Origin of the sequence: Paenibacillus oenotherae (assembly GCF_019443105.1) — a bacterium.
Lineage (GTDB): Bacteria > Bacillota > Bacilli > Paenibacillales > Paenibacillaceae > Paenibacillus_Z > Paenibacillus_Z oenotherae.
This window is the reverse complement of the sequence record NZ_JAHZIJ010000005.1, coordinates 272,161-292,895: the sequence shown is the minus strand read 5'-3', so window position 1 is coordinate 292,895 and position 20,735 is coordinate 272,161. Positions and strand designations below refer to the sequence as shown.

The 20,735-nt window shown below is 53.6% G+C and carries 17 protein-coding genes; 7 read left to right on the top strand and 10 right to left on the bottom strand.

From position 1 onward, the window contains the following. Window positions 1-175 precede the first annotated feature (175 nt). Window positions 176-1,009 (top strand): SDR family oxidoreductase, encoded by an 834-nt coding sequence (locus K0T92_RS10435; RefSeq protein ID WP_219872396.1) that lies wholly within the window; start codon window positions 176-178, stop codon window positions 1,007-1,009. Window positions 1,010-1,057: 48 nt separating this feature from the next. Here K0T92_RS10435 and K0T92_RS10430 read toward each other — a convergent pair whose 3' ends face one another. From K0T92_RS10430 to K0T92_RS10415, 4 genes are all read right to left on the bottom strand, one after another. Continuing rightward, a complete protein-coding gene (locus tag K0T92_RS10430; protein ID WP_219872395.1) occupies window positions 1,058-3,235 on the bottom strand; it encodes a response regulator in 2,178 nt (725 codons plus the stop codon). Between the two features lie 22 nt (window positions 3,236-3,257). Beyond that, the gene (locus K0T92_RS10425) at window positions 3,258-4,094 is read right to left on the bottom strand and encodes a CheR family methyltransferase (protein WP_219872394.1); all 837 of its coding nucleotides are present in this window, start codon (window positions 4,092-4,094) and stop codon (window positions 3,258-3,260) included. A 1-nt stretch (window position 4,095) separates the two neighbouring features. Then, entirely contained in the window at window positions 4,096-7,800 is a 3,705-nt protein-coding gene (locus K0T92_RS10420; RefSeq protein WP_219872393.1) for a response regulator, read from the bottom strand. A gap of 117 nt (window positions 7,801-7,917) precedes the next feature. Next, window positions 7,918-8,253, bottom strand: a complete 336-nt coding sequence (locus tag K0T92_RS10415) for a YflT domain-containing protein (RefSeq protein WP_343223686.1) — start codon at window positions 8,251-8,253, stop codon at window positions 7,918-7,920. Window positions 8,254-8,437: 184 nt separating this feature from the next. Here K0T92_RS10415 and K0T92_RS10410 point away from each other — a divergent pair, with 184 nt between their 5' ends. Both K0T92_RS10410 and K0T92_RS10405 read left to right on the top strand, forming a co-directional pair. Next, entirely contained in the window at window positions 8,438-10,186 is a 1,749-nt protein-coding gene (locus K0T92_RS10410) for an alpha-glycosidase (protein ID WP_219872392.1), read from the top strand. Between the two features lie 199 nt (window positions 10,187-10,385). Next, a complete protein-coding gene (locus tag K0T92_RS10405; protein ID WP_219872391.1) occupies window positions 10,386-11,615 on the top strand; it encodes a glucose-1-phosphate adenylyltransferase in 1,230 nt (409 codons plus the stop codon). A gap of 170 nt (window positions 11,616-11,785) precedes the next feature. On the opposite strand, the gene K0T92_RS10400 is transcribed toward K0T92_RS10405, so the two are convergent. Continuing rightward, entirely contained in the window at window positions 11,786-12,289 is a 504-nt protein-coding gene (locus K0T92_RS10400; protein WP_281423138.1) for a ferritin, read from the bottom strand. Between the two features lie 127 nt (window positions 12,290-12,416). Then, complete coding sequence (locus K0T92_RS10395; RefSeq protein ID WP_219872389.1) at window positions 12,417-12,641, bottom strand: DUF1450 domain-containing protein; 225 nt, start codon at window positions 12,639-12,641, stop codon at window positions 12,417-12,419. Window positions 12,642-13,298: 657 nt separating this feature from the next. On the opposite strand from K0T92_RS10395, the gene K0T92_RS10390 reads away from it, so the two are divergent. Next, window positions 13,299-13,511: a YwbE family protein gene (locus K0T92_RS10390; RefSeq protein ID WP_219872388.1), complete on the top strand. Its 213-nt coding sequence runs from the start codon at window positions 13,299-13,301 to the stop codon at window positions 13,509-13,511. On the opposite strand, the gene K0T92_RS10385 is transcribed toward K0T92_RS10390, so the two are convergent. The 4 genes from K0T92_RS10385 to K0T92_RS10370 all read right to left on the bottom strand — a co-directional run bounded on the left by K0T92_RS10385 (window position 13,489) and on the right by K0T92_RS10370 (window position 15,874). Further along, entirely contained in the window at window positions 13,489-13,848 is a 360-nt protein-coding gene (locus K0T92_RS10385; protein ID WP_219872387.1) for a DUF6463 family protein, read from the bottom strand. The genes K0T92_RS10390 and K0T92_RS10385 overlap by 23 nt on opposite strands. Window positions 13,849-13,892: 44 nt before the next feature. Next, window positions 13,893-14,135: a hypothetical protein gene (locus tag K0T92_RS10380; RefSeq protein WP_219872386.1), complete on the bottom strand. Its 243-nt coding sequence runs from the start codon at window positions 14,133-14,135 to the stop codon at window positions 13,893-13,895. 24 nt (window positions 14,136-14,159) lie between these two features. Continuing rightward, window positions 14,160-15,332, bottom strand: coding sequence for an ArsA family ATPase (locus tag K0T92_RS10375; RefSeq protein WP_219872385.1), 1,173 nt, complete (start codon window positions 15,330-15,332; stop codon window positions 14,160-14,162). 65 nt (window positions 15,333-15,397) lie between these two features. Beyond that, window positions 15,398-15,874, bottom strand: coding sequence for a MarR family winged helix-turn-helix transcriptional regulator (locus K0T92_RS10370; protein ID WP_219872384.1), 477 nt, complete (start codon window positions 15,872-15,874; stop codon window positions 15,398-15,400). Between the two features lie 206 nt (window positions 15,875-16,080). On the opposite strand from K0T92_RS10370, the gene K0T92_RS10365 reads away from it, so the two are divergent. The 3 genes from K0T92_RS10365 to K0T92_RS10355 all read left to right on the top strand — a co-directional run bounded on the left by K0T92_RS10365 (window position 16,081) and on the right by K0T92_RS10355 (window position 20,732). Next, window positions 16,081-18,153, top strand: a complete 2,073-nt coding sequence (locus K0T92_RS10365; RefSeq protein ID WP_219872383.1) for a Calx-beta domain-containing protein — start codon at window positions 16,081-16,083, stop codon at window positions 18,151-18,153. Window positions 18,154-18,818: 665 nt separating this feature from the next. Further along, the gene (locus K0T92_RS10360) at window positions 18,819-19,325 is read left to right on the top strand and encodes a DinB family protein (RefSeq protein WP_219872382.1); all 507 of its coding nucleotides are present in this window, start codon (window positions 18,819-18,821) and stop codon (window positions 19,323-19,325) included. 72 nt (window positions 19,326-19,397) lie between these two features. Then, window positions 19,398-20,732: a DUF2252 domain-containing protein gene (locus K0T92_RS10355; RefSeq protein ID WP_219872381.1), complete on the top strand. Its 1,335-nt coding sequence runs from the start codon at window positions 19,398-19,400 to the stop codon at window positions 20,730-20,732. Window positions 20,733-20,735 lie beyond the last annotated feature (3 nt).

The following is a 20,735-nucleotide window of genomic DNA, read 5'->3' as shown; positions in this document are numbered from 1 at the left end:
ACATCTTATAGACAGAGGGGATGGCAAAAAGGTTTCATTCCTCATTCCCCGAACCCCCGGATATCGCCTCCTTATTCTCGCCTGAAGCAGCCTATCGGATTGGGGCTGTTTTTGCCCCCTCCCGGATGGGTAAAGAGAGACAAATCACTTTACTGTATAAGGGGCTGTTCTATTCATGGTATATAAACAATCCAATCCACAACCGAATCGACAACCGAGCGAAGCGGGAAGAGTACATCATAAAGTCGCGCTGGTCACAGGAGCAGGCTCCGGTATTGGTCTGGAAGCAGCGTTAAGACTGGCGGAGGAGGGGGCTAGAGTGGCTCTGCTGGACCGGGAGGAGGACCGTCTCGATATGGTAAGCAGGCGGATTGAGAAGCTGGGAGGAGAGGGGCTGGCCCTTGCAGCGGACATTTCCAGGCCAGAGGATATCGAGCAGGCGATTGAAGAGGTGCTGCAGAAGTGGGGAAGGCTTGATATTGTGTTTGCCAATGCGGGCGTCAACGGGACGCTCTCTCCGATTGAGACCATGACGCCGGAGGAATGGAGCCGTACGCTGGATATTAATCTGAAGGGGACATTCCTGACGGTGAAATATGCTGTGCCGGCACTCAAGGCCAATGGCGGCAGCATTATTATTACGAGCTCGATCAACGGCAATCGGGTATTCTCGAATTTCGGGATGAGTGCCTACAGCACATCCAAGGCAGGGCAGGTCGCTTTTATGAAGATGGCGGCGCTTGAGCTTGCTCAGTATGACATTCGTGTGAATGCCATATGTCCGGGGGCCATCAGCACGCTTATTGATGAGACTACAGAGCGCAAGCCGGAACTGGACGAGATTATTATTCCTGTGGAATTCCCTGAAGGCGACCAGCCGCTTCAGGATGGGCCGGGCAAGCCGTCGCAGGTCGCGAATCTGGTGCTGTTCCTCGGCTCGGACGAATCGAGCCATATAACCGGAACAGCTATTTACATAGACGGGGCGGAGTCGCTGCTGCGCGGATAATGGATCAAGCGGCGGCCGCGAAACGGCAAAGGAACAGCCGATCTCACGTTAAGGCGAGGTCGGCTGTTCCTTTGCGGCGAGCGATAAGATGCCATGTTCCTTGAGCAGCTTCACGACCGTATCGAATTGAATGGGCTTCATCAGAAAATCGGACATTCCCGCCGCCATGCAGCGCTCCCGATCTGTGGGCAGCACATTGGCGGTCATTGCTACAATAACCGGGGGCTTGCCGTGGCGGGCTCCCTCCAGAACGCGCTGGGTCGCTTCAAGCCCATCCATATTCGGCATGCGCATATCCATTAGAATGAGGTCGTAGGAGTGCTGGGCGGCCTTCGTTACTGCAGCGCTGCCGTCATCCGCCACATCCGCCGCAATTCCGAGCTTGGCGAGCAGCCGCTGTGTCAGCCGCTGGTTCACCTCGTTATCATCTGCAATAAGAACGCGGGAGGAACGCTTTAGATCAGCGCTGCCGCATGCCGTCTCCCGCCGGGCTGCTGCCAAGGCTGATTGGGCCAGCAGCCTGGACTCCTTCTGCTCCCCTGTATCCACCGCTTCGGGCTGTCCTTCCTGCTGGGACGGATCCTCGCAGCGGCTGTCGGCCGAAGCGGCATCCTCCAGGGCGCAGCCAGCCTCAGCAGTCCGGCCGAACATGACTGTGAATGTGAAGGTTGTGCCTTTCTGTACATTCGATTCCACGTGGATGGTGCCGCTCATGAGCTCGATGAGATTTTTGCAGATGGCAAGTCCCAGTCCGGTACCGTTATATTGCCGCGTCAGGGAGGTATCGACCTGAGTGAAGGGCTGGAACAGCAGCGGGAGCTTGTCCTCCGGTATGCCGACACCTGTATCCTCTACCGCGAATTCAATGGCAATTGCCTGATCATGCTCTGCGAGCAGTCGGGCGCTGACCTTGATGCTGCCCTCAGAGGTGAATTTGACCGCATTGCCTACGAGATTAATCAGCACCTGCCTGAGCTTGATGCCATCGCCCACCAGCGACAGGGGCAGCTCGGGGTCGAGGCAACACACAAGCTCCAGCCCGCAGGCCTTCGATCTGGCTGTGAACAGCTCGAAGGTCTCTGCGACAATGAGATCGAGACGGAAGGGCAGCTCTTCAAGCTCCAGCTTGCCTGCTTCGATCTTGGCATAATCGAGAATGTCGTTGATGACGGACATAAGCGCATCCCCGCTTTTGCGGATAATGTTGGCATATTCCAGCTGCTCCTCGTCAAGCTCGGTATCCAGCAGCAGTCCGGTCATGCCCAGTACACCGTTCATTGGCGTGCGGATTTCATGGCTGACCATGGCGAGGAAATTCGTCTTGGCTCTTGCGGCGATCTCCGCCGTATCCTTGGCTGCCATCAGATCCTGCTCGAACTGCTTGCGCTCTGTCGTATCACTTACCGTACAGGCGTATATCCGCTCCTCGTCGAGAATCGCAACGCCGATCTGAATTTCCGCAGGGAAGACGCTGCCGTTCTTGCGCACAGACTCCAGCTCGAACCGGACGCCGATTGCGGGATCGCCCCCTCCATGGCAGCTCCGCTCGTTGAAGGCCTGGCTGCAGAAGGAGGGGAGAAGCAGCTTGACAGACTGCCCCAGAACCTCTTCCTCGCTGTAGCCGAACATGGCGGTTACGGCAGGATTGACTGTTAAAATCGTGCCAGAATCGTCGAAGATCATCATCGTATCGATGCTCGTCTCTTGAATGACACGGGCCAGCGCCTGTGTTCTGATCAGCTGGTAGGCCGTCTGCCTGAGCTCATGATTGATCTGCTCCAGCTCATGCGTCTTCTGATGGAGCATCTCCGTCTGCAGCTGCAGTGTCTTGCTGTTGACATACATCCGGACGAAGCCTTCGATCTTGCCCCGCAGTATTTGCGGCACGAACGGCTTCAGCATATAATCGATGGCGCCCGCCTCATATCCGGTGAAGAAATGCTCCGTTTCATTGCTCGTCGCAGAGATGAAGATAATGGGCACTTCCTGTGTTTTCTTCCGTGATTTGATCAGCCGGGCGGTCTCGAAGCCGTCCATCTCCGGCATCTGCACATCCAGCAGAATGACGGCGAACTCATCCTTGAGCAGACAGCGGAGCGCCTCCTCGCCGGATAGACATTTCACGAGATTATAGTTCAGATCCCCCAGTACAGCTTCCAAGGCCAGCAGATTGTCGGGATGGTCATCTACCAGCAGTACATTGATAGGTCCGTCATAAGCAATCATTGAGGTCATGCACCTGCCCTGTTTACGTGATTTTACGATAGAGCCGGCTCTGCGGGGCCAGCTCCTCGTAAGCATTGGCGTGACGGGTGAAATTGATCGATTCCTTCGTGCCGAGCGCCAGTACACCGAAGGTGCTCAGGCTCTCATACAGCAGACTGTGAACATGGTCCTGCAGCTCCTTGTTGAAATAGATCATCACATTGCGGCAGAAGATGACATTGAATTCATTGAAGGAGCGGTCGGTAACCAGATTATGCTGTGCAAATACGATGTTCGATTTAAGCTCCGAATGGAACAGGGCGGAATCGTATTTGGCCGTATAATATTGGCTGAAAGCCTCCTTGCCGCCCGCTTCCAGATAATTGCGGGTAAAGGTCTGCATCCGTTCAATAGGGAATACGCCTTGTCTGGCAGAATCCAGCACACGCTCATTCATATCAGTGGCATAAATGCGAGTTTTATCATAAAGCCCTTCTTCTTTGAGCAGAATCGCCATGGAGTAGATTTCTTCCCCTGTCGAGCAGCCTGCGTGCCAGATCCGGATGAACGGATAGGTGCGAAGCAGCGGCACAACATGCTTGCGGAAGGAGAGGAATACTTCCGGGTCACGGAACATCTCCGTCACATGGATGGTCAAATCCGACAGCAATCGTGCCATTGTATCGCGGTCATGCAGCACACGCTCCAGCAGTGCCGTAATTGTGGTCAGCCGTTCCGAATGGACGCGGTGCCAGATTCGTCTTCTCACAGAGGAGAATGCATAATTGCGAAAATCATAGCCGTACAGCTGAAACAGCCCTTCCAGGAGCAGCTCGATCTCGATTCGCTCCCGTTCTCCGGCGCCGTCTGTTATCTCCATGTTATTTATACAACCACACCCTCATCAATGACAGCAGTTGGTCAATATTAACCGGCTTGGCGATATAATCGGACGCGCCGGCTTCAATACATTTGTCGCGGTCTTCCTTCATGGCCTTGGCTGTGATGGCGATTATCGGGAGGCGTTCGAACGCCGGCATCATTCGGACGCGGCTCATCGTCTCGTAGCCATCCATCTCCGGCATCATCATATCCATCAGAATGAGCTGAATGTCGGGATGCTTCTCCAGCATATCGAGCGCCTCCAGACCGTTCTCGGCAAAATGAATATTCATATTATAGCCTTCCAGCGCGCTGGATAACGCGAATACGTTGCGGATGTCATCATCCACGATCAGGATGGCCTTGCCTTCGAAGATCGCCTCCACGCTATGCAGCTTGCGCAGCACGTTGCGCTTCTCCTCCGGCAGCTCCGCAACAACCCGGTGCAGGAACAGCGTTGTCTCATCAAGCAGCCGCTCCGGTGATTTGACATCCTTGATAATGATTGTCTCCGCATACTTCCTCAATTGGAGCTCTTCCTTCTTATCCAGCTCGCGGCCGGTGTAAATAATGATCGGCAGATCCCGCAGCTTCTCGTTCTGGCGGATGCTGTCCAGCAGCTCGAAGCCGTTGATATCCGGCAGGCCGAGATCGAGGATCATGCAGTCGAAGTGCTGGGTATCCAGCAGAGACATGGCCTCGCGGCCCGTGGAGACCGCCGAGATGGCAACGTCATCGTGACCGACCAGCTCGACAATGCTCGTACGCAGCACCGCATCATCCTCGACGACGAGCAGATGCTTGAGATCGCGATTGAGGAAGGACTCGATCTGCATGAACAACTGGTCAAGCCGCTCCTTCGTCGCGGGCTTCTTGAGATAAGCGATTGCCCCCATTGCGAGCCCCTGCTGGACATCCTCCATAACAGAGATTACATGCACCGGAATATGGCGGGTGTCGGCATCATGCTTCAGATGATGAAGCACAGACCAGCCGTCCATAACAGGCAGCATAATGTCGAGCAGAATCGCATCGGGCTTGTATGTTCTTGCAAAGGCAAGTCCGTCATCGCCTTGAAGGGCGACGATACCCTTGAAGCCCCGCGAGCGGGTAATGTCCAGCAGCACGCGGGCGAAATGCATGTCGTCCTCTACGATAAGCACGACCTGATCCTCCGGCTCAATCCTGTCGCGGTCATCCTCCACAACCTGTGCCGCTTGCCTCATATCGGCATGCAGCTCGGCGGCGTCTCCCGCGAGCAGAGAAGGGGCGGCCTGAATAGCGGCATCCTCCAGCCCATAGCTGAGATTCTGTGCGAGGGATCTTCCGCCGACGCCAACAGGAATGGGTGCAGCTGACTCGACCACGTGGAATTCCGGCAAATAAAGCGTGAACACACTTCCGCTGCCCTCTGTGCTCTTAACAGCAAGCGTGCCGCCCAGCAGGGCGGAGAGCTCGCGGCTGATTGCCAGCCCGAGGCCCGTTCCGCCGTAGATCCGGCTTGTTGTCCCGTCCACCTGCTGGAACGCCTCGAAGATCATCTCCTGCTTGTCCTCCGGTATGCCAATGCCAGTATCCCGAACCTCGAAGGCAAGCATGCGGCCTTTATCTGCTGGTGCCATGTTGTCCTCCAGCGGCTGCTCAATACGGACATGCAGGTGAACAGAGCCGGATTGCGTGAATTTGAAGGCGTTGGACAGCAGATTTTTCAGCACCTGCTTGACGCGATGGCTGTCGGTGTACATTTCGGCAGGAACATCCTCATCAATCGTCGTATCGAATTGCAGTCCCTTCTGCTGGCTGATGGGGTGGAATCCGTTATACAGCGAGTTGGTCAGCTCCGTCAGCGGTACGCGCTCTGTTACAAGATTCATCTTGCCAGCGCCGATCTTGGACAGGTCCAGAATTTCGTCAATAAGCTTCAGCAGATCGCTGCCTGACGAATGAATCGTGGTAGCGAACTCGACTTGCTTGCCCGACATGTTGCCGCCCTTGTTGTCCATCAGCATCTGGGACAGAATCAGCAGACTGTTCAGCGGTGTCCGCAGCTCATGCGACATATTGGCGAGAAACTCCGATTTGTACTTGGAGGAGAGTGCGAGCTGTACAGTCTGCTTCTCCAGCGCCGCCTTCGTCCGTTCAATCTGTTCATTCTTCTGCTCGGTCTTCTTCATTTGCTGTTCCAGCAAATGCGTCTTCTGAAGCAGCTCCTCGTTGCTCTGCTCCAGTTCCTCCTGCTGGCTCTGAAGCAGCTCCTCCGATTTCTTGAGCGTGCTTGTCTGTTCCTCCAGCCTTTCATTGGAGCTGCGCAGCTCCTCCTGCTGGGATATAAGCTCCTCCGATTGCGCCTGCAGCTCCTCGCTTAATGCCTGCGATTCGCGCAGTAGTGTCTCGATCCGCATTCTTCCGAACAGATTGTTCAGAATGATGCCGCAGTTCTCAGCGAGCTCGCGCAGCAATTCACGATGAGTGGCGCTGAACGGTTCCAGCGCAGCAAGCTCGATAACGGCAAGCTGGCTGTCCTGATACATGACCGGAAGCAGCAGCAGCATTCCCGGCGAGGCTTCGCCAATACCCGAGCGGACCTTCACATAGGAAGGCGGCAGCTCCGTAATCTCGATGATCTCGCGGCTTCGGGCGCATTGGCCGACCAGGCCCTCTCCCATCGCGAAGGACTGCTCGAACAAATTCTCGTCATGAAGCGCATAGGAGCCTTGCAGCTTGAGGCGGTTGTCTTGGCCAAATCCTTCCCGCACATACAAGCCGGCGTAAGAAGCGCCTACCAGCGGCACAAGCCGTTCAATGAACGTCTGGCTAAGAAAACGAAGATCCTGCTCGCTCTGCAGTACCAGCGACATAGCGGCCAGATTGGTTTTGACCCAGGACTCATCCTCGATCTTCTTATTGTAGGCTTGCTCGATAGCTGTTTTGTGAGACAGATCGTCAGCAAGGGAGTAGAAGGCTGTGGCAACGGCGCCGAATTCATCCGGTGTCGCTGTTCGTTGGCGGACTGTGGGATCGAGCGTTCCTTTGGCAAAGGAATCGATAAGTGCTGCAAGCCCGTTCAAGCCGCGCGTTACACCAGTCAAGTTCCACAGCATAGTGGCAAGCCCGATCAAGAGCCCGATGATGGTCGTTGCGATCATTAACAGGCGCGTATTCTGATTCGTCGCTACCGCTTCCTCTACAGCCGTATCCATCGCCTGGCGGTGGTAGTAGGTGAGGTCGTCGATGAGCGCGACGGTCTCTTCCTGATAGCGCAGCCCTTCGCGCTCGCGAAGATTGACAGCCGAGCTGCCTTTGCCGTCCCGGACAAGCTGGACGACTTGATTCGTATAATTGGTGAATTGCTCCATGCTCTGTTCCAAATCACGAAGAATGGCTTGTTCCGTCTCCGATGAAGAGATCTCGTTAAGCCTCTTCATTAATTCATTAGCTCCTTGCGGGTCTACGGTCAGCAGCTTCTCGTTCTTGGCCAATACTTCCTGGGTCGGAACAGTAAGCACATTAGCAAGCCCTTTGGCTGTATTGTTGACATTGCCGCGAATATCGAAGGCAAGCATCAGCTTCTGGTACCGGTTATCGTAGACTTCATCCAGCTTGTCTCCCAGCAGCGAGAAGTTGTTCAATCCCGCAACCGAAATGGCCAGAAGGAGAAAAATCATTACAAAAAAGCTGATCATTAACTTCGTCTTGATCTTCATGCTAAGCTCCTCACTTGATTAAGGGATCACTGGAATGGGACAAATAATGAAAACAACATGCGAACAGGCCTCTGCCCCGGCGGGCAGCGGCCTTAACGCATCTTAAAGCAATTCCGTCTAGTTGATGTTCGTAATAACGAGTACACGTCCTTGATCAAGCTCCTCTTCATAGCGCTCGGCTTCCGCTTCGGTAATACCGATGGATTGGAGCTTCGAGCGGATTTCGTCGCCCCGTGAGCGGAAGACATTGGCCACTGAGCTCAGAACGCCTTCCTCGGTCATTCCGATCTGGTTGGCCTCTGTTGCAGCAGCCAGCTCCTTGGTCTTCTCGCTGTCATGAGCGAGCACGTATATGTCGTCCTGCTTATATCCCCGGCTGTTAAGCTCGCGCACAGCATGCAGAGCATCCATGGCAGTTGTCACAATTTGAACGCTCGGTTTCATAGGTTCCATTATCAATCCCTCCGAATTTCAACTGGATTTGCCAAGTGAGGCTAGTCTGTTCTTACCCGGCAGGATGGATGCTGAAACAGCTGGACAAGCGATTCTCTCGATTCAATGCGCGGGCCCCGGTGTATATGTCCATATAACCGCATAGATTGGCGCGCGGATACATAGATGAAGGAGCTGTTGAGCCATGTTCCAGGAATGTTTTCACCACTCGTCGCGCAGCAATTGGGCGTATGCCTATGACAAGGACACCATCCACTTGAGAGTGCAGACGAAGCGGGACGATGTCGAGGAAGTGACGGCCATTACCGGTGACAAATACGACTGGGACAGCTGTCATGAAGATATCCCGATGGAGAAGGTGGCTGCCGATCATTACTTTGATTACTGGGAAGCCGCAGTCAGGCCGAGGTACAAACGGTTCTCCTACGGCTTTCGCCTTCGCAGCGGGGATGAGACGGTATATATGACCGAATCCGGCATTTATGGGGAACAGCCTCATCCGGCAGGCGGCTATTACGAATTCCCGTATTTGCATGAAATTGATATTTTCGCAGCCCCGGAATGGGCCAAGGAAGCGGTCTTCTATCAAATTATGCCGGATCGCTTCGCAAACGGCAATGCCGACATCAATCCGGACGGCATGGCGGAATGGGGGTCTCCTCCGACGTACGAGAGCTGTTTTGGCGGGGATCTGCAAGGAATCATGGACAAGCTGGATCACTTGACCGACCTTGGCATTACGGCAATCTATCTGACCCCGGTATTCGTATCGCCCTCGAATCACAAATATGACACGGTGGATTATCGCAAGATTGATCCGCACTTCGGGGATACAGAGACGATGGGCAGGCTGGTGCAGGAATGCCATGACAGGGGCATACGGGTAGTGCTTGACGCGGTATTCAACCACACGAGCGAGCAGTTCCCGCCCTTCCAGGATGTGTTGAAGAATGGCGAGCAATCCCGATATGCCGATTGGTTCCATATCCGTTCATTCCCTGTCGAGGTGAGGGAGGACGGCGGAGCCACCTATGACACCTTCGGATTTTTCGGGCACATGCCCAAGCTGAATACATCCAATCCGGAAGTGAAGCAGTATTTGCTGGAGGTAGCGGAGCAGTGGATTAAGGAAACGGATATCGACGGCTGGCGGCTGGATGTGGCCAATGAGGTGGACCACCATTTCTGGCGTGACTTTCGCAAGACGGTGAAGGGGGCGAAGCCGGATATCTATATCATCGGTGAGGTATGGAGCGACTCGCGGATGTGGCTGCTGGGCGACCAGTTCGATTCTGTGATGAATTATCCCTTCGCGGACAAGGTTATGGGCTTCTTTGCATCCGATGGTGCAAGCGGGCGTGCATTCGCAGAGCAGATGAACAATCTGCTGATGCGTTATCCGCAGCAGACGAACGAGGTTATTTTCAACCTGCTGTCGAGCCATGATACGGCTCGCGTGCTGACGCGCGTAGGCGAGAACAAGCCGCGCCTCAAGCTTGCGGTTGTGTTTCTGCTCACCTATATAGGCACTCCATGTATTTTCTATGGCGATGAGATTGGATTGAAGGGCGGGGATGATCCCGATTGCCGGGCATGCATGGTGTGGGAGGAGGAAGGGCAGGATCGCGAGCTGTACGACTTCTACAAGCTGCTGATCCATCTGCGCAAGGAGCATCCTGTTCTGCGGAGCGGACGGTTCCGTTTCCTGCATGCGGCGGATGACAATGGGCGGCTCATCTATGAACGGCTGGGAGAAGGGGAGCATTTCACCATCTGGATGAATAATACGGGGGAGCATACCGTGCTTGCGCATCCTATGAACACGGATGACTGGCATGATGCGCTCACTGGCGATCATGTCCCGGCGGCGGACGGGGAGCAGCATGTCGAGCTGGAGCCATATGGCTATCGTATTTTGTGGCGTAAATTGTAAAGGATGATAACGAGGATCGGGCTGAAGCAGACGTGGTCATTGCCATTTAATAGGGAGAATTCGGCGCTGGCCATACCCACAACAGGATGAATTGACTCACATAAATCCGGCTGCGCAAAGAAATTTTCGGCGGTCGTTTCATAGCCTGTTGGGAAGTGTATTAACCTATTACAATAGGACACCGGGAGGTATATGTGTAATGACAACAAACAGTACTTGCATGGCTATGCTTCTAGCAGGTGGAGAAGGCCGCCGATTGGCGCCGTTAACGTCCAATATGGCGAAGCCCGCAGTTCCGTTCGGCGGCCGCTGCCGCATCATCGATTACACGCTGAGCAACTGCGTCAATTCCGGCATCGGCACGATAGGCGTGCTGACTCAGTATGAAGCGGCATCCCTTCATCGTCATATCGGGGATGGCTCGGCCTGGCAGATGAGAAGCGGCGATGCCAATGCCGACATCACACTGCTGCCGTCAACCCGGGTCGGCAGTGAAGGTTATGCCGGAACTGCGGATGCGATCTATCAGAATATAGATTATATCGATTGGTATGCGCCCGAGCATGTGCTTATTCTGTCTGGCGACCATATCTATCGGATGGATTATGATCAATTGCTGCAGGCGCATATTGCCAGCGGTGCTTCCGCAACGGTTGCGGTCAAGCACGTGCCCTGGAAGGATGCCAGCCGGTTCGGCATTATGAATACGGATGAGCATAACCGGATTGTCGACTTCGTGGAGAAGCCGGATCGGCCGGAGAGCAATCTCGCCTCAATGGGCATTTATATGTTCAAGTGGCCGCATTTGCGGGAGGTGCTGCTTGCGGACAGGGAGGATGAATCATCCAGCCATGATTTTGGCAAAGACATCATTCCATCCATGCTCCGCAGCGGCACGCCGCTTCAAGCACATCCATTCGACGGCTACTGGCGTGATGTCGGTACCGTAGAGAGCTTATGGGAGGCTCATATGGATATTATCGATGGCGAAGCTCCGGATGAAGAAGAGTGGCCGATCCAAACACGGCAATGGACAAGCACATTCAAGAGCTATGTCAGATCCGGCGTAGAAGTGAGCAGCTCCTATATTCACTCTGGAAGCACGGTGGAAGGGAATGTGAAGCGGTCGTTCATCTTCGGCGATGTTGCTGTTGGCACGGGTGCGGATATTCGCGAGAGCATCGTCATGCCTAATGCGCGAATCGGCCGGAACGTAAGCTTGTCGCGCGTCATTATAGGGGAAGGCGCGGTGATTGAGGACGGCGCAGTTCTCGGGAGCATGAATGGCGAGGTAACGGTGATCGGAGCGGGGGAGCGTGTAGCCGCACATGCGCAGCCAAGCTTCCGTTTCGCGCCATTCCGGCTGCCAAGCCTCTCCTTTGCGGAGCGGGAATCGTCCCTGGCTGGCGGGATCAGTCTGGAGAATTAGTCATGGACCAAGAGCGGGAAGCATAAGTTAGCTGAAGCGTGATTATGGCGGCGAAGCGGCCGTCCCTATGGATACGTGCGACAATTGAAGCGGCTTCTCGATGCTTTGAGCAAAAGAACCTCTGGAACCACGAATACGTGGAAGCCAGAGGTTCTTGTTTAGGCAGCCTATTAGGCGGTCGGTGGTGTGAATACGCGCTGTGCAAATTCATTATCGAGCATGAAGAAGGCATTGCTGTCCTTGTCAATTCGTTTGAGCTTGTTGATGATGCTGTCGAACATGGCTTCTTCCTCTACCTGCTCGTCGATGAACCATTTCAGGAACTGAATCGTGGCATGCTCGCGGTCATTCATGGCAATATCCGACAGGGAGTAGATACGCTTCGTTACTTCCTGCTCATGCGCGTAAGCATGCTCGAAGGCTTCCAGTATGGAGCTGTAGTCATTGTCAGGCGTATCCATTCCGGCGAGTGTGGCGCGTTTCCCGCGATCATTCAGAAATTTGTAGATCTTCATCGCATGAAACCGTTCTTCTTCTGCTTGGACGATAAAGAAGTTGGCGAATCCGTCCAGGCTCTCTCCTGAACAGTAGGCTGCAATAGCCAAGTAGACATGAGCGGAATAAAACTCAAAGTTCATCTGGTCATTCAGCGCCTTGCTAAGTGTATCATTCATCATCTGCCGCACACACCTTTCTATTCGGGTCATAACTAATATATACCCCTGCGCGTCTGGGTGCGAATCCGGGCACCTTGAGCGAGGGGCTAACAATATATGCTATATGGTATCATATTTTACCCGACTAGCCTATCCGCTTCTTTAACTGTTTATACAGGACCTTGGCGGATGGAGCAACGATGACCTCTGTCTTGCCGATTCTGACGATACATTGCTTGGAGCAGAGCCTGCAGTTGCCGAGGCAGCTCTTCTTCTTCTGCTTAATATCGGGGAATTTGCTTTTTAATGTTTTGTAAACCGACTTGGAGCCGTTCTTGAAATTTTTGCAGCAGTAATTGATCTTCTTCATTGTCCGTACCAACCTCTCTGAGGTGCGTAATGTCACTCTATTTCTCAATGATATTCATTCTCAACTAAACTGTCAACCACTTTCTCGCAGCACCTGTCCCATCCCGCGCCCAAAAGGGGAATTCTCAGCTCCTACTTAATAAGAAGCTGTAAGCTGTGAGTGCCTGCGATCATGGGACTGTTGAGATTGGCGCACTCCTCGCCAGAGGACGATCCGTCATTCAAACGCCGAAGCATGCGAGATGTGAGCTGCGAGCTAGGCGAAACCTGCGAAACGGCATGTATTTGCTCGTTTCTGACCCCATGAAGGTGAAATGCCTGCCAGCGTGCAGGTATTTCACCTTCATTTCCTCTTTTCGGCCGATTTTTCCTCAAATTCATGCATGATCGCAGGGATTTAACTATTATGGCGTCTTGTAAACGAAATTCATGCACATTCGCAGGCTTCTTGCTCCGTCACGCTGCCTTCAAAACAGTTGGAGAAGGGGCCAGAAGATGCGAAAGTTGCGAGCAGGCTTCGTACTGCCGTATGATAGGGGATGCCGGATATCCATTCGGCTATTGTCCTATGAGATATGCCGCCACACCGTGCTGAGAGCGTGCGGTGCGAGCTGCAATTTCGCGGGGCAGGTATGCTAATAAAGGAGTATGAGAACAAATGAGCAATGGACAGCAGCGGTCGGCCATTCATCCCGGCCTGGTCGTCGATATTGTATTGAAACAGGATCAAGCCACGGGGAAGACAACCCGCGGCGTAGTGAAGGATCTATTGACCAAATCTCCGAATCATCCCCATGGCATTAAAGTACGGCTGCAAAGCGGTGAGGTCGGCAGGGTGAAGGCGATCGTCAGCGCCGATTCCAAGCAATAACGATCCCTTGAAACAGCACAAGCCAGAAGCCGGATATAGGCATGATAATAGCGCCAATAACCGAGAGGACAATGAGATGCCAGCCCAGGCTGACGGGAAGGGGCAGATGCTGCCGAACCATGGTCCAGCGCATGAAGCGGGCGAGCAGCCACATCATCGCGCCACCGAATAGAAACCAGAAGGCAGCTTCTCTGTCATGCTGGCCGATGATGGTATTCACGATGCCGTCTGAGCCAATGAGGCGGAGAATGTCCCAGGTGAGAACGATGCCCAGAGCGCTGTGGATATACGCAGTGAGCTCCATCATAAGCGGGCTGTAACGCTGCAATTTAATCATAATTACACACCTTCCTGCTTTGGAATAGAACGCGGGCTCGAAGGCTATTCGATAGCAATTGGCCGGGCGGAACGGGCTGCGGGCTTGGAGCCCGAACCCGTATTCCCGGTACCGCTGTCAGCCTCCAGGCTGTCAATCAGGCTGCCGAGCATGGCCCGGCCTCCAAGAAGAGCTTCGCGGGCTGCGGCCCGGAAGTGCCCTCTTGCCTCTTCGGGGATCGTTTCACGGGCAATTACCTCGCTTACTTCCGTAACTAATCGCGCTAATACCACCAAGGGCTTCTCCATCTGACATTCCTCCCAAAAGTTTCGTTACTCCCGTTTGCCGAACCGGATATGCAGCGCATCTTCGCGGAATCGTGCGCCTTCAATGGGGCGGCCCATCAACGTTCGCGGCAGATGGATCTTGCGCTTATAGGAGCCGACATGAACGGTCAGCTCATCGCCGAGCTGAGTAAGCCCGACCTGGTCCTTGCTTATGAAAGGCAGCAGCAGCTCCAATGTATACATCTCCCCGTCCTTGCGAATGGTCTCTGTGCGACCCGCATAGAGTATAGCTCCGGCATCGGCATCGCGGAAGGCTTCCTCTCCGACCCGGCTGAGAGGCTCCAGCCCGAATACCTCGCCTGGCATAAGCGGGACGCGGAGAATGGGCAGCGGACTGAAGCATTGCTCGATTTCTCCCTCGTAACGAAGGTGGAGCTCCTTCCACTGGGCCATGAAGCCATCTCCCACCTCTCCCTGCAGCACGCGGTTCACTATTACCGCATCCGTGTGGAAGCCGAACAGATTCAGATAGGTGAAAGAGCGTCTGGCTTCCGAGATCACCATCTTCTCTGGATTGAGCACGAGCCTTACAGAAGTAATCTCTGGATTGAGCAGCATCGTCTGCAGATCCTCAAGATCATGGACGAACTGCTCTACGCTGTGCATCGTCTCATCGCTAGGCAGCTCAAGGCCGCCAGTGACCAGCTTGGCAACTGGACGCATCACTTTAATGAGGCGGCGTTCATGGGGGAAAATCTTCTCCAGCCACCAGTTCAGCACATTGGGATAGCTCAGCAGCCTAAGCGTCTCTCCGGTCGGGGCGCAGTCCACAATGAGCGTATCGAAAAGACCGCTGTCCGCCTGCCGCTTAATCTGAAGCAGGCAGAACAATTCCTCCATTCCCGGGAAGACGAGCATTTCCTCTGTTGTCACATCGTTCAGCTTCGCCCAGTTCATGAACTGGGAGAGCCAGCTCTGCACCGCGCCCCAATTGCGCTCGGTCTCCTGCATGCTGTCGATCTCTTGCGCCCACAGATGGGGAGCGACTTGAACCGGATCAGGGCCAAGCGGCAGATCAAGCGCATCAGACAGACTGTGGGCCGCATCCGTGCTCATAACCAGCGTCTTCGTACCCTGCGCGGCAAGCCGTACCGCTGTCGCTGCTGCGACGCTTGTCTTGCCAACACCGCCCTTGCCCGTGTAAATAATAATCCTCATCCTATCCGCCTCCAGACTGTTATCGCGAAATTTACTACGAAATCGTAATATATAAGTAAAAAAATTTAATCCTCAATCTGAATGCTGCGCGGCTTCTGTTCCGCTCCCGCCGGTCTGCCGGTCGGTGGTTGCTGCAATGCCTTGCCGACTTTAATCATAAGCTGCACGAATTGGGCAATTTCCTCTGGAGTCAGCGCGTCCTGTATACGATCGAACATATCGGACAATGTTGCCTTGCCCTTATCCGCAAGCTGCTTGCCCTCGTCTGTCAATGCGACCAGAATGCTTCGCTGATCGGTGTCGGAGGGTTTGCGGGCAATCCAGCCCTTCTTCTGCAGCCGCTTTGCAATGCTCGTTGCCGTACTAAGCGGCGCGCCGAGCTCGCCGGCGAGCTCGGACATCGCCATCTCTCCATGGAATTGCAGCACCATCAATGCACTTAGCTCCGAGCGGCTCATCTGTTCCTCCAGCGCGGTAGCGTCGGGGAATACACTTAGAGGCCGCAGCCCCTGCTTGAACAATAATTCGATCAGTTGGTCCATTGCTGCATCCTCTTTTAATACGATATCGTACTAACCACAGACTCATAATACTACGATATCGTATTAATTGCAAGGGGCGCTAGCTCGCAGTATAGCGAGAAACATTTTAAGTAACAGTTGACTAAAATTAACAGGTGGGTTAAATTCTTGATACGTAACGTATCGCACCAGAGGGTCGAAAATTTTGATTAGGGAGGTTATTTTGTATGCTTTCATTTTGGCGCCATGGTTCCACCCGGACCGGACAGAGATTAGCTTGTTTGGCGGTCGTCTTTCTGCTTGCTGTCTCGCTCCTTGCCCCCGGCTTGCAGCCGATTGTCCATGCCGAGGGCTCCGCAGGCCCGGCATCCACGGAATCGCCGGGAGTGCTGCAATTCTCGGCGGACAGCTACACAGTCAGTAGAAATGATCAAAATACCCTTTATTTGACGGTGACACGCACGAACGGATCGAAGGGTACAGTAGCGGTTGATTATCGCTTCGAAGATGGGACAGCTAAAGGGAGTGGTGGTAGTTATGGTTGGGGTGATTATACTAATTATGACTCCACTAGAACGTTGATATTTGCTGAAGGAGAGGTCCGTAAGACGATTAGAGTCTCGATCAATTTCCATGATGACAACCTGGAAGAGGAGTATTTCACCGTATGGCTGGATAACCCAACAGGAGGGGCGACGATTGGAGCAGTACACAGCAACAAGGTCACCATTAAAAGTCCCCCTATTGACCCGATAAAGTTTCGGTGCACCTTTACCAGTGATGACTATGCATTCTACGAGGGGGAGGATGAGTATATTACGGTTACCGTCGAATGCCGAGGTTCGGAATATGAGAGCACCTATCTCAGGTATAGAACGACGGACGGAACGGCTGTCAGCGGTAGTGATTACACGGCCCAAACTTTTAATGTTGGAACAGATTGGAGATATGCTCCCACTGAGATTAAAATACCTATCCGTGAGGACAAGGAGATTGAAGACGATGAATATTTCACCCTTACATTAAGTGATCCGTATCCGGCAGGTAAAACTGCCGCTGGGGCTATTGCAAGCGCGCGAGTGACGATCATTGATGACGATGCCAGTGAGGAGACAGAAGGAGAGTTGCAGTTCAGTGAAGCTAACTTCTCAGTGTCAGAGGAGGATTATTATGACTACAGCTCCCCATTATGTGATGAATACTATTGCTATGGCTTGAACTATGCCGAGATTAAAGTCATCCGGGAGAATGGTGCAAGGGGAATCGTGAAAGTCAAATACCAGATTGCAAACGGCAGTGCATCCGACAATGATTTTGAGAACCATCAGCATGGAGAGCTGACCTTCCTGAGAGGAGAGACGGAGAAAATCATTCGAGTGAAAATAACAGATGATTACCTGTTCGAAGGGGATGAAGACTTTACAGTAACGTTAAGCGATCCTACGGGAGGGGCGACCCTTGGCGGACAGACCAGCACCAGAGTGACCATTGTTGATGACGAGTCGGGAATTACCCTGCCAGAGAGAATTAGTCTGAACAAAACAGAGCTTCTGTTGCGGCCGGGGGGATATGGGGATCTGCTGAGGGCTACAGTATCTCCATTGAATTATACCCCCGGCTTGGTATGGAAGAGCAGCAATCCGGCTGTTGCTACTGTATCCGACGACGGCCTTGTAACCCCGCATTCGTCAGGAAAGGCAACGATAACGGTTGCATCGGAGCATGGCGGACCGACAGCCGAATGCTCCGTGAAAGTCGCGAACCAAGGGAAGCTCACGCATCTGGATATGGTCGAGAGTCAAATCGGGATGATGCCGCACGAGGTTATACCGTTGTATATCATGGCCGTATATGAGAACGGGGAACGGAAGAATATTGCCAAGGATCCTCGCACTAAATATACAATCAGCAATCCCGCCGCTATTAGTATCATCAACGGCAAGGTTTGGTCCGCACATGGAGGCGGAGAAGCGACAGTCACCGTCGTATATGACGGGAAGTACAAGACGACGTTTACAGTCTCCTCGTCCCTGGTTTCTGCGGTCAATCTTACTCCATCGGTAAAGCAGGTTACGATGCCATCAGGGTTCAGCCGAACCTATGTCGACTTAGTCGCTACTTTCTCCGACGGCACCAAGCGAAGTGTTACTCAACAAGCGACATGGCAAACGAACAGTCAGGATCTGGTTACTGTCAATGGAGGAACACTGACATCAGGCGCTCCCCGCTTCAAAGGCACAACTGCGGTTACAGCTGTCTATCACGGGATAGTTGTATACATCCCGGTACATGTCACCTAGGAAAGACCAGCAGAAATTCACGTCCGGCTGTTGAAGCTGAAGCCTCCTGACTAGGGGGAATTCCATCATCAACGAAACCATCAACGATGAACATTCCTGCGAAAGTGCAGGTTTTCCCTCGTTTCAGCCTGCTAAAGACGAAATGCCTGCCAGAGTGCAGGTATTTCGTCTTATTTGCCGCTCTAGACCCATTCCGCCTCCTAATTAATGCTTATTCGCAGGCATTCCACCTTCTACGCCTTCTTTTAACTATAATTCCTGCACTTTCGCAGGCTTCCTTCTCCCCCGGCGAGTAGTGTGGTCAATTGCTGCTTTCGTTCGGACATGCGCACGTTCTCAATACCGCCAATACCACTCAATTACCGTCCAAATACCGCTCAAATACCACCCAAGTACCACCCAAGTACCACCCAAGTACCACCCAAGTACCACCCAAGTACCACCCAAGTACCACCCAAGTACCGTCCAAGTACCGCTCAAATACCACCCAAGTGCCACCCAAGTGCCACTCAAGTATCACCCAAGTACCGTCCAAATACCACCCAAGTATCACCCCGACGCACAGTGCAGGCTGCGGCCTGAATCGTCATATTGACACCTTCCTGAACGGAGGGTGATAATTGTCGGGATAAACAAGAAATGACAGTCGAGGGAGCGATTGCAGGATGAACGAGGAGCTTGATTGGTTGACTCCATACAGAGAGGGGTTGGATAAATATACGCTTGAGCAGCTGCAGGATAAGCCCGACGCCGAGCAGTGGTCGCTTGGACAGCTGTATAACCATCTGATCCATGCGGCATTATCCATGCAGGTGCGTTCTATTGAAGCATGTGCCGCTGCAGAAGAAGAGCAGCCACTGGGAAAAACAGAGGCAGGCGAAGGGATTTTCCAATTGGGCGATATCCCGCCGGTTAAGATCAAGGTGCCGGGCTCGCCGGAATATACGCCGCATAATCCGCAGAGCAAGGAAGAACTGGAGAAGGGGCTTGCGGCGGTAGAGGAAAATTACAGGAAGTGGTCGGGAGCCATTGCGGACATTAACCCGAATTGTAAAGTGGAGCATTTCGCCTTGGGCTGGATGAACGCGCAGGAATGGTATTCGTTTATGCCGATGCATTTCCGTCATCATTTGCGGCAGAAGAGAGAGCTTGAAGAGCGCCTTGGCATGTAATGGCAGGAGATGACAATATAATGGAGAATGCTTTATAGGATGACGACATCTGACAAGTAAGGGGCTGCTTTAATGAATCCGCAACTGACAGAACGAGTGAAGCAAACCCAGCGTAAGCTTCGGAAACAAACATTGACCGCGATCTTTGATGAATTCGACGGCAAGCTGATGGAGCTGGACCGCAAGAAGCGGACGGAGAAATATCGGAAAATGGCGAGCGGGCCGTTCTCTTTTTTTCGCGGCAGCGCTTATCTGTTTTATTTTGACGTGACGAGAGAGTGGTTCCCGTATCATTCGCAGCCGGACCGGCCGACGTGGATTCAGGGCGATCTGCACTTTGAGAATTTTGGCGCCTTCCGCAGCGAGACGGGTGAGCTTGTTTATGATGTGAATGATTTTGATGAGGGATATTTGGGCTCGTATTTGTATGATCTGCTTCGGATGTCTGTAAGTATCGCGCTTGTATGCCGAATCAAGGAACTGCCGCCCGAGGCGCAGGCGAATGTCATCACGACGTATTTGCAGGCCTATTCGAAACAAATGCGGCGGTTCGCCAAAGGGAAGGATGATCCGGCGACGTTCTCTATGAATGAGGAGCGTGCGGAGGGGCATATCCGGAAGCTGCTCAAGAAGCTGCGCAAGCGCAAGGATCAGCATTTCCTTGAGAAAGTGACGGCGATGATGCAGGAGGGACGGCAATTCGCCGCCAGCGAGGAGATCGTTCCGGCAACAGAGGAGGAGCGGGCGGCGCTGCTGCAGGCATGGCCTCAATATTTGCAGGCTATGAGGGAGCGCGGAGCAGAGGAGCGGCATTTTCGCATTAAGGATATTGCGGTCAAGCATGGCTCAGGGACGGCTTCCATCGGGCTTGACCGGTTCTATGTGCTGATTGAAGGCGGGGACGGGGAGCAGGGGCTGGACGATATTGTGCTGGAAGTGAAAGAGGTGCGTGTGCCGGTCCCGGCTTATTTTATGCCGTATGACGAGTCGTTCTGGCGCTCATTCGGGCATCAGGGCAACCGGGTGATCACGACCCAGCAGGCGATGCATCATGAGGCTGATCCTTATCTCGGCTATCTGTCGCTTGGTGAGCGGGAGTTCTATGTGAGGGAGCGTTCTCCCTACAAGAAGAGATTGAAGCTGGAATCGCTGGAGACGGTGGAGGATCTCTTGCAGGTCGTTGAAGGGATGGGCAGCCTCACGGCGAAAATGCACGCACGGGCAGATGCTGATGTTGAGCATGGCGTGCTCGCCTATCATAGCGAGGCGGAGATCGTCCGGGCTATGGGCAATGACGAGGACACGTTCTGCGCATCTGTTGCACAGTGGGCATTATCCTATACGGAGCAAGTGGAGCTTGACTATGAGCTGTTCGTGGAGTGGTCGGGCAATCGGCGCAAGCGCTAATTC